The 13,546-nt window shown below is 59.2% G+C and carries 10 protein-coding genes; 8 read left to right on the top strand and 2 right to left on the bottom strand.

The features are described 5' to 3' along the window. Positions 1–74 precede the first annotated feature (74 nt). Positions 75–3,776 carry a coiled-coil domain-containing protein gene (locus CA51_RS25645; protein WP_197451596.1) on the bottom strand — a complete coding sequence of 1,234 codons (3,702 nt, stop codon included), beginning with the start codon at positions 3,774–3,776 and terminating at the stop codon, positions 75–77. A gap of 363 nt (positions 3,777–4,139) precedes the next feature. Here CA51_RS25645 and CA51_RS04745 point away from each other — a divergent pair, with 363 nt between their 5' ends. Further along, positions 4,140–5,816: a sulfatase family protein gene (locus CA51_RS04745; RefSeq protein ID WP_145118266.1), complete on the top strand. Its 1,677-nt coding sequence runs from the start codon at positions 4,140–4,142 to the stop codon at positions 5,814–5,816. Between the two features lie 149 nt (positions 5,817–5,965). Here CA51_RS04745 and CA51_RS04740 read toward each other — a convergent pair whose 3' ends face one another. Continuing rightward, complete coding sequence (locus CA51_RS04740; RefSeq protein WP_145118264.1) at positions 5,966–6,184, bottom strand: BON domain-containing protein; 219 nt, start codon at positions 6,182–6,184, stop codon at positions 5,966–5,968. Positions 6,185–6,799: 615 nt separating this feature from the next. On the opposite strand from CA51_RS04740, the gene CA51_RS04735 reads away from it, so the two are divergent. The 7 genes from CA51_RS04735 to CA51_RS04705 all read left to right on the top strand — a co-directional run bounded on the left by CA51_RS04735 (position 6,800) and on the right by CA51_RS04705 (position 13,524). Beyond that, a complete protein-coding gene (locus CA51_RS04735) occupies positions 6,800–7,921 on the top strand; it encodes a FliG C-terminal domain-containing protein (protein ID WP_145118262.1) in 1,122 nt (373 codons plus the stop codon). 45 nt (positions 7,922–7,966) lie between these two features. Continuing rightward, positions 7,967–8,659, top strand: a complete 693-nt coding sequence (locus CA51_RS04730; RefSeq protein ID WP_145118260.1) for a FliH/SctL family protein — start codon at positions 7,967–7,969, stop codon at positions 8,657–8,659. 64 nt (positions 8,660–8,723) lie between these two features. Beyond that, positions 8,724–10,052, top strand: coding sequence for a FliI/YscN family ATPase (locus CA51_RS04725; protein WP_145118258.1), 1,329 nt, complete (start codon positions 8,724–8,726; stop codon positions 10,050–10,052). An 86-nt stretch (positions 10,053–10,138) separates the two neighbouring features. Beyond that, entirely contained in the window at positions 10,139–10,600 is a 462-nt protein-coding gene (locus tag CA51_RS04720) for a flagellar export protein FliJ (protein ID WP_145118256.1), read from the top strand. 3 nt (positions 10,601–10,603) lie between these two features. Further along, positions 10,604–11,248 (top strand): hypothetical protein, encoded by a 645-nt coding sequence (locus tag CA51_RS04715; RefSeq protein ID WP_145118254.1) that lies wholly within the window; start codon positions 10,604–10,606, stop codon positions 11,246–11,248. A 65-nt stretch (positions 11,249–11,313) separates the two neighbouring features. After that, positions 11,314–12,939: a flagellar hook-length control protein FliK gene (locus tag CA51_RS04710; protein ID WP_197451595.1), complete on the top strand. Its 1,626-nt coding sequence runs from the start codon at positions 11,314–11,316 to the stop codon at positions 12,937–12,939. A gap of 147 nt (positions 12,940–13,086) precedes the next feature. Further along, complete coding sequence (locus CA51_RS04705) at positions 13,087–13,524, top strand: flagellar hook assembly protein FlgD (RefSeq protein ID WP_145118250.1); 438 nt, start codon at positions 13,087–13,089, stop codon at positions 13,522–13,524. Positions 13,525–13,546: the final 22 nt, after the last annotated feature.

The raw sequence follows: 13,546 nt of genomic DNA, 5'->3' as shown, positions 1-13,546 counted from the left end.
ACTTATACTTGCTGGGACACTTCTCGCGACCACGGATCGATGAACGCAGCAACCAGGATGGAAATGATTAAAAACTACTTACCGCTGCCTAGCTTCTCGTAATACTTCTCGACCTGATCGGCGAATTCGACGGGGACCGGATCGCGATCGATCGGCACCAATGCGTTGCGATCGGCCGACCGCCGCAGCAGCTCTTCGGCCACGCGTTGCTTGAGTTCTTCGAGCGGACGAGCGATCATTTCGCGAACCAAGTTCCATTGCGGCGACTCGCTGTGCCGCTTCAGATTGATCCGGACCTCGCGAGCCGCTTCGCGAACCTGAGCAACTTGCGATCGCAACTCGGGATCTTCGACCAGCTCTTCAATCTCCCGCAACCGATCGCTCCACTCACGGAAACCTTCACCGGTCAGCGGTGCCGCACCACGTCCTTCCACTGCCTCCGCAAACCCTTCGATTCCACCACCACTTCCTCCACGCCCCGGCTGCGATTGTCCAGGTTGCGATTGTCCAGGTTGCGACTGCCCAGGTTGTGACTGCCCAGGTTGTGACTGCCCGGGTTGTGACTGCCCGGGTTGTGATTGCCCAGGTTGTGATTGCCCAGGTTGTGATTGCCCAGGTTGTGATTGCCCAGGTTGTGATTGCCCAGGTTGCGATTGACCAGGTTGCGATTGACCAGGTTGCGATTGACCAGGTTGCAATTGACCAGGTTGTGATTGACCAGGTTGTGATTGACCAGGCTGTGACTGACCCGGCTCCCCATCTCCCGGCTCCCCATCTCCCGGCTCCCCATCTCCCGGCTCCCCATCTCCCAACTCCGCTCCACGCGGGTCGTTCTCCCGAATTTCATCGCTCAACTGATCCGAGACTTGCTCCAATTCGCCGAGCGCCCGCCGCAAGCTTTCGGTTGGATCGCCGAGGACGCTTTGAGCCGCTTCGTCGATCTCTTCCCGCAACTCACCGATTCCAGCTTCGGCTGCCGCAGTCGCCTGACTCGCGTCGGGATCGAGTCCCCGTTCGAGCAGCTGGTTGGTCATATCCAACTGCTGATCGACGCGGCGTTGCTGTGTCTTGCGGAACGAGTCGTACAGTTTTTCCGCCAACAGCGGTTCAGAGGTCTCCGCATCGCTGACCGTTCGTTCCATGCGATCGAGCAAATCGGCAAGCTGCTGGCGTTGCTGCCCGATCCGATCGCGAATCTGATCGCGATCCTGCGGGCTTCGCAGCGATCCGGGATTTGTCTCCTCCAGCTGTTCGATTTCCTGGCCGATCGCTTGCTGTTGCTCTTGCAACTGCTGAGCCTGTTGTTGCATCTGCTGCATCGATTCGGCGAAATCGCCCGCCGCCTGCTGCCGCACTTCATCCCGCATCTGCTTGAACTCGCGTTCCGCTCGCGTGCCAGCCGACAACGCCTGCGAGACATCCTGCTGCTCCAACGCTTCGCTCGACTGGCGTACGTTCTCGCGGGTCTCAGCTAGCTGTTCCTGTTGGTCCGCCGTAGCCGGTTGATCCTGCGAGGCATTCATCCGATCAGCCAATTCGTCGGTGTCGCGCAACAGTTCCTGCTGCTCTTCGCGAAGCCGTTTTAATTGCCGTTGGATCTCTTCTCGCTCCTGCTCGGTCTGCGCAGCTTCGAGTGCCGACTGCAGCTGCTTCAATTGTTTGTTGAGGTCCTCTTGCCGCTGAGCGAGTTCACGCAACCGGTTCAACACCTGCCGCATCTCGGTCGCTTGCTGCTCCTCTTCGGAACGGGCCTGCTGTTCGGTCTCGTATCGGTTTTCGTCGTTTTTCAGTTCCAGTTGATCCAACTGTTGTTGGCGTTGCTGTTGCGACGAACTGCTCGACTTCGATTGCGATTGCTGTTGCCGCGAGACTTCGAATTCGCGAGCCCTCAGTTTCAGCAGCCCTTGATAAGCCGCTTGCTCCGATGCCAACGCGGGGGAGAGCAGGGGAGGAGAGTTTGCATCGGCGACAGCCGCCAATTGCGTGACAGCTTTCCGCATGAACGCTTCAGCCGCCTGCACATATTCTTTCGACTGCGGATCGGTCAGCTCCGCCGCCAGCTCCTGCAGTTGTCCGATCACCGCCTGTTGCGATTCGTGCAGCAACGCGACGTCGTCCGCAAAAGCAGCCGATGGTTCGGCAGCGGTTTCGCGGCGGATCAAGTTCCAAGTTCCGGTGATGATCTGCTTTTGCAATTCCGCCAGTTCGTCGGCTTGTTGCGCGTTGGGACTCGAAGGAGGTGGCTCGCCGCCAGCGGGCGGTTCCCCTTCGCGAAAGATCTCTTCGAAGTGCCGAACCTCGGCAAAGAACATGTCGCTTTCGGATCGCCGCGGCTGACCTGCGGCATCAAAATCCTCGGCCCAAAAATGGTACGACAACAATTGATCGGGTTCGGCAGCGAGAGCTTCGAAGTCGATCATCGGCGACGCTTCACGCTCCTCTTTTCGCTGCGTCGTCTCCCCAAGCACGATCTCGTGCGGCTCCTCCCCCGCCATCGCATAGGCGAGCCCATATCGCAACAGACCGAAGTCGTCGCGAAACCGAGCCCCAACTTGCAGCTCTTCCAACGGCGAGACGCGGACGTCGCGGGCGGCGACCAATTTCATCACCGGCGGTTGATTGGGCTGAACGCGCGCTACCAGTTCGGGCGGATATTTGTTCTCGCGTCCCTCGTCGTCGACCAACTTCAACGTCCAACGGGTCGATTGCTGCAGCGTCACCGTGGCCCGATATTGCAACGGGTTCTCCGCGTCGGCTGACAATGGCAAGACCTCACCCTCATCGTCGACCAACGTGCAACTGGCGACCGGTTTGTTCAGCTGGCAGATCCAGGTCAGCTGAGTCCCCTCGACCGCACTGACTCGCCGCGTGTCGTCGACTTGCTTTTCCTCGAGTCCCGTGTATTGCGGGAAGACCAGCCGCGCGTCGGATCGCTGCAACTGAGGGTAATCAAAGACGGTGACCTTATATGTCGGCGAAACCTTGCCGTCGTATTGCACTTCGTAAGTCGTCGACTCAACCACTTCGTTCAGGTAGCCACCGAAGACGGGATCACTCAGGTTCCGCGTCATCGCGGACTGCGTCTGCTGGTCACCACGGCGAGCGACCAATTGAACATCGCTGGGCAACATCCCCAGGTCATTGGCTCCGAACCGAGCGGTGACGACGAGGTTGCTGCCACGTTCGATCTCGACATCCCCCGGCTCGACGGAGAGCTCCGCCGACGGTTGCAGTTCCGCGAGCGAGGCGGGATCGGTGCCGCGGTGCTTGGCGTTTGCCAGCTGAGAATTTAACCCGATCCCAACCAACAGCAGCACCCCAAACGCCAACGCGTTAACGGACCAGGCAAAACGCGTTGCTATTTGATCGACGGCCAATGTCCACCGATGCGTCGTGCCATGGTGCAGCGTCTCATCGATCACCGCCGTCTGCAGATAGTTCATCGGCGTGTTGATGTCGGCGGGGCGTTGATCGACAGCGGTCAACAAGCGTTGTCGCAGCGTGGGAAAGTGGGCTTCGATCCGCGCGGCAACAGCTTTGGAATCGCGGAACGAACAGAGACTCAAAGCGCAGGCTGCGACCAACAGTCCGCCCAGCGTAGCCGCCGCAACGCCAAGAGCAACGTTCGCCGAGAGCTCTCCGCTGCGGACCTGCCACAGCAACGAGAGGGCAACGAAAGCTGTCGCCAGCCAGACCGCTGCTAACAGCCACAGCAACCGCTGACGGCGCAAGCGACTGGCAACCGATTCCAGTAGATCTTTGAGTCGAGCATCCAAATCGCGATCCCTCCATTCCAGCGTGTCACCACGTCAAACGCTCACCACACTCTCTGCGATTGTATCGCGCCGCCGAGCGCCGAACTACGTTGTCGCCCCAATGCGCGAGATGTCGCTGGTCGGGAGTGCCGCCGCAGAAACCACCGCTCTCCCAACGGCAAACGATATCGCCGCAGAGCGAAAGCGATCAGAACGCGCATCGCGGACGTTCCAATCCGAGCGTTTCCCGCCTTCGCAACGCGCACGGTTGCTTTATTTCCCCGCCAGAAGCCACTAGGTTGATTCCTCGCGCCGCCGAACGATTAGACTCGCTTTGGTCGGTTAGCGCTGACTTTGAACTGAATCTCTCCAGGAGTCGATTTTATGCTGCGGACGTTGCTGCCGTTTTTGCTCGTATCTGTGCCATCGATCGCGATGACCGCAGATCGCCCCAACATCCTGTACATCATGTCGGACGACCACGCCGCCCCCGCGATCTCCGCTTACGGCAGCCGATTAGCCGACGTTGCCCCGACGCCCAACATCGACCGATTGGCGAAAGAGGGGGCGTTGTTCACCAACGCCTTCTGCACCAATTCGATCTGTTCGCCATCGCGAGCGTGCGTGATGACGGGCCAATACAACCACACCAACGGCGCGTTTGATCTGAGCGGCCGCGTGGCTCCCGGTGAACAGATGCTGGCGATTCAGATGGGCAAGGCGGGTTACCAAACCGCAATGATCGGCAAGTGGCACCTGCACCATGAACCGGCCGACTTCGATTATTACTGTGTGCTGCCCGGCCAGGGGAAATACCACGACCCGGAATTCCTGGTTCGTGGCGACAAGCCGTGGGGGAAAAACAAACTGCAGTTTCCGGGCAAACATTCCAGCGATGCGATCACCGACCTGACGCTCGATTGGTTGAAAGATGGCTGGGATCAAGAGCAGCCATTCTTCTTGATGCATCATTATAAAGCGCCTCACGATTACTTCGAAAACGCCGAGCGTTACGAGTCGTACCTGGCCGATGTCCAGATCCCCGAGCCCGACACGCTGTGGCATCGCGATCCCAAGTTTGGATCGCTGGCCACGCGAGGTACCAACGACGAACTGCTGCCCCATATCGGCACATCGATCGGCGGACGCAATCTGCGACGTTCCTACCTTGGCGATCTACCGTCACTCTACCCGAACGAGTTCCCCAAGGACTTTGATCCCGCCAAATACAGCGACGAAGAGAACACGCGGTTCGCCTACCAGGCCTACCTGAAGAAGTACCTCCGCTGCGTCAAAGGAATCGATGACAACCTGGGCCGTTTATTCCAACATCTGGAACAAACGGGGCAGATCGACAACACGATCATCATCTACACCGGCGACCAGGGTTTTATGCTGGGCGAGCACGACTACCAGGACAAGCGTTGGATGTTCGAAGAATCGCAGCGGATGCCGTTTCTGGTCCGCTATCCCAAAAGCATTCCGGCGGGGAAGCGGTACGACACGATCATCGAAAACGTCGACTACGCCCCGACGATGCTGGCGCTGGCTGGCGCCGAGATCCCCGCTTCGGTTCAGGGGCGTTCGTTCAAGTCGCTGCTGGAGACCGGCAACGAACCGGCCGACTGGAAGCAAGCGGCTTATTATCGCTATTGGATGCACATGGCTCACCACGACAATCCGGGGCATTTAGGCATTCGAACTAAGACGCACAAGCTGATCTACTTCTACGGCTGCAATTACGATGGCGGTTATCAAACGCCAGCGGGCTGGGAGCTTTACGATCTGGTGAACGATCCGCAGGAGACGCGGAACCTCTACGATGATCCCGACCAAGCGGAACGGGTGGCTGAACTGAAAGCCCAGCTGGCTCGGCTGCGGCAAAGCGTGGGAGACGATGGCAGCCATCACCCGAAGTGCGAGGCGATCGTGCAGGAGTTCTGGGATTACGACGAAGCCGATCGCGCCAAGGCGAGGAAGATCTCCCACCAATACCTGCAGCGCCGCCAGGCCGAACTGAAAGCGGGCAAACTGAATACGCGAACGTGGCAGGGTGAGTAGACCGCGAGAGAGCGACCTACCGAAGAACTGCAACTCGCTGCAGTCCTGGGAGCCACGTCGTAGAGACGATCGAAGCGTGGCATCGATCCGAATTCGCTGACGATCGTTTCAACGACCGCAGCGACGGCAGAAGGTAGTGTTCGAAGAACCTAGTCGACGTCGACGCGGTTGACGACGGTCCAACCGGGAGCGGTTTGGCGAACTGTCTCTTGAGCGAGCTGCTTGTGATAGAACGAGCGAACGCGGCCGCTGATGCACAAGCATTCACCATCTTCGACGATCTCCAGATCGCGGAGCTCGGTGATTGGGCTTTCGTGCAGACGATTTCGAGCAACAACAGACGATTGCGGTTCGAGCGTGTCAATCATTAGATATCCTTATCGTGGGACGCATGGATAAAAAAGACGTTGGAGAGGAACGTCGTGCTGCAAATCTCATTGCATAACATGCTGTTTCTGCGGGACCATTGGCAAGCAACGATGGATGCAATGGCTGTCCTTGTAAGTTATTGCCGAGCATGTGCAAATGTCAAGTGAGCAGATTGGCAGCTCCCCCGTTTTATAAAGGTTTTGACTCACATGGGGCCCTTTTGTCTCCCCCCACCTTGCAACGCTTTCAGCTCGTCGCCGCGCTGGAATTCTCTGGAACATTTGCTAGCACGAAACCGCGACTCGGCCAGACGACACCAATTGTTATGCTAGCAAAAACTTTCGCATTTTTTTTGATTCGTCGGCCCGGCGCGAGTCAGTTGTGTGGGGGCCCGCCCCATAGCCCTAAATCGCAAGGGCAGGGGGCTGGCAAGCAGTTCTCCATTGCTCGCGACCGGACTCTGCGTTGATAAAGCTCCGGAGACTGCCCACCCGCCACACCATCCCCAAGTTCCCCAACACTCAAACCCTCCCCGCAACTTCTCTTCCGCCATCGAGCTCGGCTCGCTATAAGCTTTTCTGTGTTTGCTTGTCTATTCATCGGAGGGATTGGTTGTGGATCAGGGTTCGCTTCGTCGCGTCGCTGTCTTGCTGGACAGTCTCGATCAGGTCACGGCGTCCCAGTTGCTGGCCAAGATGCCCCCATCGCGAGCGGCTCAGGTCCGGTACGCGATCTCACAACTGTCCGGAGTCGATCCGCTGGAACGGAAGATGGCGATCGCCGACTTCATGCAGAAGTCGCAGAACGCCACGACGCCCCGCCCGACCCCTGTCGCCTCTGAGCCCGCCGCCGCGGCAGCTCCCGCCAACGCAACCTCTTCGCCAGCGGAGAACTCCGCCGAAGAAGAAGCCGAATCGCGCGACCCGCTGCATTTCCTGAACGAGATGCCGATCCGTGCGCTCGTCAGCGCCCTGTCGGACGAACACCCGCAAACCGTCGCGATCGTGCTGGCTTCGATGCAACCGTCGGTCGCCGCTCAACTGCTGTCCGACCTGCCGACATCGGTCTGCAAATCTGCGATCCAACGACTGGCCGCGATCACCGAGATCCCCAGCCAAGCGTTGCAGGAGATCAGCGAGCACCTGCAATCGTTGATGAAAAAGGTGACGCCAGCCGAACCGCAAGCGGGCAGCCGTTCGCTCGCCTCGATCCTGACGCACCTGGACCTCGACCAACGCAAACAAATCCTCTCCGAACTGCCCGATCTCGCTGCATCGTTGCCGCCCGAGCCCGTTGCCCCTGTGGAATCGGCGCCGCCGGAGCCACCGCAGCAGCTGGATGAATGGGATTCGGGAGCGATCGAATCGGCAGAGGTCGTCGATGAATTGCACCTAGATCTCGACAGCGAACCGACGCCCATCGATTTTGCCCCGATCGAACGCTTGCCCGCCGATGCGCTTCGCCGCGTGCTGTTGGAGGTCGAGGTCGACACCGCGATCCTGTCGTTGTGCGGGATGGACCCGCGCGTCGTCCAGCGGTTGCTGACGATCCTGCCTCGCAACCAACGCCGCGAGGTGCAAGATCTGATGCGGAAGATCGACAACGTCGAATTGCGTCAGATCGATGCCAGCCAACGCGAACTGTACGACGCAGCGATGCAATTGCACGACGCCGGTAAGCTGCCCGAACTGCATCTGCCAGCGTCGGCTCCCTCGCGAATGAGTTTCGCCGCGTAAGCGAAGCGTTTGCCTCCTTTAACCCGTTCCATCGAGTAACCGACCGTGTCGACCATTCTGAAATCCAAATCGGGCAGACAGGATCCTGGCTTCTCGGGCGTGGCTGGATTTAATCTCGACGACTTTGCCAATCGCGCGTCGCAAGAAGTCGCACAGGCTCAACAAACCGCCGCGGCGATCATCAAGCAAGCGCATGCCGACGCCGAAGCGATCCAACAGCAAGCTCGCGAAGCCGGTCGCGAAGAGGGACTGAAAGAGGCCAACGAAGTGATCGACCAGCGGGTCAAAGTCGCTGTCGATTCGGCGGTCCACAGCCGGCTGGCAACGCTCGAATCGGCGATCGATCAGCTGTGGGAAACGGAAAACGATTGGTTGCAACAGTGGCAACAGAACACGTTGGAGATCGCTTTTGAAGTCGCACAAAAGCTGACTCGCAATGCGATCAACCAAAACGACGAGATCCTGCTGGGATGGGCTAACGAAGCGCTCGATGCAGTTCGCGGAGCGAGGAAGATCACGTTGGCCGTCCACCCGGAAACGTTAAGCGTCTTGGGGCAACAGCTGGATCGCGTCGTCCGCCGCCCCGGCCTGCCTCAGGAAACGCACATCGAACCGGACGAAGCTGTCGAACCGATGGGCGTCGTGGTCCGCCAAGAGGGCGGACACATCGATTTACAACTATCGACACAACTAGAAAAACTCGCCCAACACCTGGGCCTGCAAAGCGAAGAAGAATGAATCGGGCGGAAACCGTCCCCGCGCAATCCCTTCCCGGGAAGCGACCGCAGCCAATGGAAAACGCATGAAGAACGCTCCCTTCCCCGAACTGGTGAAAGCCGACGATTACCGCCAGACGATCCGCAATGCGATCGATGGCCGCGTCGTCGGGTCGGTCCATGCGATCGTCGGCAATCGGGTCGAGGTCCGCGGGCTGAGCGTGCCCGTCGGTTCGATCTGCACGATCCACACCCGCAGCGGGCAAAAGGGCGCTGCCAAGGTGATCGGCTTCCGCGACGATTCGCCGATCCTGGCGGTGATGGATGAATTATCAGCTCTCTCGTCGGGCGATCCGGTCGAACTGCAGAGCCACAGCGTGAACCTGCGATTGGGCGAGGGACTGATCGGCCGCGTCGTCGACGCATTGGGCCGCCCATTGGACGGACGCCCGCTGCCCGCTTCGCTGACCTCCACCTCGATCAACATGGAACCGCCCGCGTCTTTGGATCGCCCGCCGATCGAGACCGTCTTCGAAACGGGGATCCGTTCGATTGATGGGCTGCTGACTTGCGGGCTCGGACAACGGCTGGGCATCTTTGCCGGAGCCGGTGGCGGCAAGAGTACCCTGATGGGCATGCTGGCCAAGAACTCCAAAGCCGATGCTGTCGTGATCGGATTGATCGGCGAGCGTGGACGCGAGGTCCGCGAGTTCATCGAGCACACGTTGGGCAAAAAGGGAATGGCTCGCAGCACGCTTGTCGTTTCGACCAACGATCAACCGGCAACGATGCGGATCCAAGCGGCCTGGACCGCCACGGCGATCGCGACAGCGCTTCGCGACCAAGGCAAAAACGTCGTCCTGTTGATGGATTCGATCACCCGTTTTGCAACCGCTCAACGAGAGATCGGTCTGGCGGTCGGCGAACCTCCAACAACCCGCGGCTATCCGCCGTCGGTCTTCTCGACGCTGCCCAAGTTGGTCGAGCAATCGGGTCGCACCGAGCGTGGGTCGATCACCGCGTTTTACGCCGTCCTGGTCGACGGTGACGACAACAACGAACCGATCAGCGACAACCTGCGTGGATTGCTCGACGGCCACTTTTTCCTCAGCCGCAAACTTGGCTCCGAAGGGCACTGGCCGGCGATCGACGTCTTGGAGAGCCTCAGCCGTCTGCAGACCAAACTGATCCCGGCCAATTCGCTAGCCGCCGCGACTCAGCTGCGCAAATGGCTGGCCAATTACCGCACCAACGAAGACCTGATCAACATCGGAGCTTATCGCGCGGGGACCAATCCCGAGCTCGACAAGACGATCGAGATGCAGCCGATGTTGAAGCAATTCCTGACGCAAAAATCGAACGAGGTCTCGCCATTGGCGATCACCATGAAGGCGATGCAAACGCTTGCGGGCTAAATCGCACAGCGTTTCCCAAACGATAACCACAGCTCGGCAGCGGATTTGCCGATTCCCAAACCAACGCAAACAAGGATGACCTGGCGATGAAAGGATTCAAATTTCGACTCGCCTCGCTGTTGAGCCTGCGTTGCAGCGAGCGCGATGCGGCGCGGCGGGGCGTCGCCGACGCGACTCAGGCGTTGGGAATCCTGGAAACTCAGATCGCCGACAAAAGCAGCGAACTGGAAAACCTGAAGACCCAGCGCGGCACCTATTTACAGGGGCAGATCAGCGTCGACCAATTGTTGGCTCAGGGACGCCATGAAATTCTTGTCGAGCAAGAAAAAGCTACACTTCAGCAGCAGGTCGGCCAGGTCAACGTCGAACTGCGAAAACGGGAACTGATCCTGCAGACAGCCGATCAAGAAGTCAAACGGATCGAAAAGCTGCGCGATCGCGCGTTGCAGACCTACCGCGACACAGAACAAGCGAGGCTGCAAGCCGAAATGGACGAAGTCGCCGCCGTGCTGCACCAGTCGGCGGAACATAGCTTACGTGGGACTTAATCGATGTTAACCAAAGGAATCGCTGCGTTTTGCGTCGCCACCGTGCTGACTCAGCTGTTGGTCGTCGGGGTTCTCGCGGTCCGCGGCAATCTGAACGCCGCCAGCACCACCAAGATCGTGGGGCTGATGAACGGCATCGACATCTCGGGCGATCGGGTCGCCGATAGCATTCGCGCGGCCAAAACCGAACCGATCCCCAGCTTCGAAGAAGTCTTGGACGAACGGGCTCGCGATGGGTTGGAGATGGATCTGCGGCGCCGCGCCCAAGAGAACTATTACAACCAATTGCAGGTGATTCAGGAGCGGTTGCGATCAAAGGAATCGCGATTCGACACGCGAAAAGACGCTTTCTACCGCAAACTGGCCGAACTCTCCCAAGGCGTCCAAGAGGAAGCGATGAAGTCGCTGCGGTCGACGTTGGAGTCGTTGCCGCCGGCGACTAGCAAGGATCAATTGATCCGAATGTTAGATGGGGGTGACCTTAACGACGTCGTTGCAATCGTTAAAGCCATGCAGGCTGATAAACGAAAGAAGATCTTAAGGGAGTTTGTCTCGCCCGAAGAAGCGGACAAACTGCAACAGATCCTGAACCACATCGGTGCAGGCGAACCTGAAAAGACAGTCATCGATAAGGCTCGCGACGAGTAGCGATCTTCTGGCCGGACCTCATGTCCGCCCCGAGGCGAACTCGGGTCGAGTGGGGAGGTCACGCGATGGGCGACTCGATTTCGCTCAACTCGATCAACGCAATTCGCCGAGGCAATAATGCTTCGTTGCAATTGCAGTTGGATCCGACCGATCTGACCAGCGGCTTTGCCCAAATCTTTGAAGCCGCTCCGGCGACGCGCGAGCAGCCCAAGGCCGAAGAACCGTCGGCCTCCAAAACGGCAAACAAACCCGATTCGGAAGATCGCGACGACGACGAGTCGTACGATTCCGCGGCCGCCGGACAAACCGCCGCGACACCGATCGCGCAATCATCCGATCCCCTGGACGCTTCGATCGAAGAACCGATCGCCACCGAAGCAGGACTCGCCGATCCGGATCAACAGCCAGCATCGGCCACGCCCAACGGCGAAGAGCTCGATGCGGAAGCTAACGAAAACGTAGCTGCTGGTACAGCAACCGACAGCGCCGGCGAGAACAATGCGGCAACGGAAGCTGATTTGGCTGTCGATGCAAATTCGTCGGAGACCGCCGAATCGACACCGCTGGACAATCCGATCGAAAACGTCGAAGCGACCGAGCAGCCCGAAGGGTTCGAGGATTCGCTGGCCGAAACCGACACGACATCCGAACTTGTCGCGGAACCGGTTTCCGACGTCGCCGATCCGCAGGCTGGTCAGGTGGCGGCTGTCGCCCCGGTTTCAGAAGCCGATCCCAACGTAGAACCAGAGGATCCAGCGGTCGCCAAAACGGCGGCAGAAGAACTGGAACCAGCGATCGCCCGCAGCGACGTGGAGCCGGGATCGCAGAAATCGAAACGGCGATTCAGCAAGGATGCAGGCGAAGAACGGATCGTCGGGCTGCCCAACGGAACCCAGCCGCCAGCTGATTCGGTGCAGCCGGCTTCGACTCAGCGACCAGCTGAAGGCACGTCGCCAGCGATCGTCGCGCCGGCGGAACTGGCTGTCGCCGAAGAGCTTCCGGTCGACCTGCCATCGGTCGATCCAACCGCAGCGCTGTCGCAACCCGAGCCCGAAGCGGAACCAGCTAGCCAATCGGCTGCCACATCGATTCCCCTCGCCGCGGCAAAACAGACCGAAGCCGCCGCTCGATCGGGTGCGACGCTACTGCCCGACGCCGCACCAACCATCGGTTCGGCAAAGATCGAAACGGCGGGGAATGCAACGACTGCGGCAGCCGCCAAAGCCAAGTCGACCGAGACAAATCCATTGGATCAAGTCGATCGAGCGAAGTTGCTGCAACGCGTCTCGCGAGCCTTTCAGCAACTGGGGACCGATGGCGGCAGCCTGAAGATCCGCCTGCACCCGCCGCGACTCGGATCGGTTGGGATCGACGTCAACGTATCGGGACGGAAGATCAACGCGCGGATCGTGACCGAATCGGAAGCCGCCTCGCACGCGTTGCGAGAGAATCTACACGACCTCAAAAACCGGCTGGCCGAACAGGGATTTCAGATCGAATCGATCGAAATCGGCATGGAGAGCGAGATGGGGACGTCGCACGGCGGCCAACAGGAACAGCGAGAAACGTTCCAAAACTTCGCCGCACCGCCGCGGCCAGCGATGCCCGAACCGATTGGCTCAAGCGAGTTGTCGCGGGAGATCGGCAGCTCGGCAGGATCGTCGACTGAACAACTGGATCTTGTCGCCTAGCGATCCTCAGCTGCCGCGGCCGGAGTTCACGCGGTAGCCATTGAGGGTTCGTCGAAGGAGAAACTGCGATGGTGGCCGAAGCGATCGGCGGCGTATCATCGCCGGGAACCAAGTTTTTTATTCTCCAATCGCCCCCAGGAATGTCGGATGTCACAAATTGCTGCAACAGGTGCTACCTCATCCGCTAGCAGTTCGGCGGACGCTGCCGAGAGTGGACTCAACGACCTGAATCTCGACGACTTCTTGACGTTGCTGATCACGGAAATGCAGAACCAAGATCCGCTGAATCCGATGGAAAACGCGGAAATGCTGCAACAGATCGGTCAGATTCGCGAGATCGGTGCGACCAACGATCTGACCGAAACGCTGGGTAATCTCTCCCTCAGCCAGCAGCTGACGACCGCTAGCAACCTGATCGGCCGCGAGGTCTCCGGACTTAGCGACGACTCCGAAGAGATCACGGGAAAGATCGATCGGGTTTCCGTTGAAACCGATAGTGACGGCGGAGATTCCCGGAATGTCAAAGTTCATGTTGGTGAAAAGACGATACAAGTGAGTAACATCCGGGAGATCGTCGAAGGCTAGCCAGCTAGCATACTCTCCCGCG

Origin of the sequence: Rosistilla oblonga (assembly GCF_007751715.1) — a bacterium.
In the GTDB taxonomy this organism is placed as follows: Bacteria; Planctomycetota; Planctomycetia; order Pirellulales; family Pirellulaceae; genus Rosistilla; species Rosistilla oblonga.
The sequence above is the reverse complement of the archived record's forward strand: the minus strand, read 5'-3'. Positions and strand labels throughout refer to the sequence as shown.

What these genes read in the sequence shown, in the direction of transcription:
- CA51_RS04745 (WP_145118266.1), top strand. Translation starts at nt 4,140, where the DNA reads ATGCTGCGGACGTTGCTGCCGTTTTTGCTCGTATCTGTGCCATCGATC.
- CA51_RS04740 (WP_145118264.1), bottom strand. Translation starts at nt 6,184, where the DNA reads ATGATTGACACGCTCGAACCGCAATCGTCTGTTGTTGCTCGAAATCGT.
- CA51_RS04725 (WP_145118258.1), top strand. Translation starts at nt 8,724, where the DNA reads ATGAAGAACGCTCCCTTCCCCGAACTGGTGAAAGCCGACGATTACCGC.
- CA51_RS04720 (WP_145118256.1), top strand. Translation starts at nt 10,139, where the DNA reads ATGAAAGGATTCAAATTTCGACTCGCCTCGCTGTTGAGCCTGCGTTGC.
- CA51_RS04715 (WP_145118254.1), top strand. Translation starts at nt 10,604, where the DNA reads ATGTTAACCAAAGGAATCGCTGCGTTTTGCGTCGCCACCGTGCTGACT.
- CA51_RS04710 (WP_197451595.1), top strand. Translation starts at nt 11,314, where the DNA reads ATGGGCGACTCGATTTCGCTCAACTCGATCAACGCAATTCGCCGAGGC.
- CA51_RS04705 (WP_145118250.1), top strand. Translation starts at nt 13,087, where the DNA reads ATGTCACAAATTGCTGCAACAGGTGCTACCTCATCCGCTAGCAGTTCG.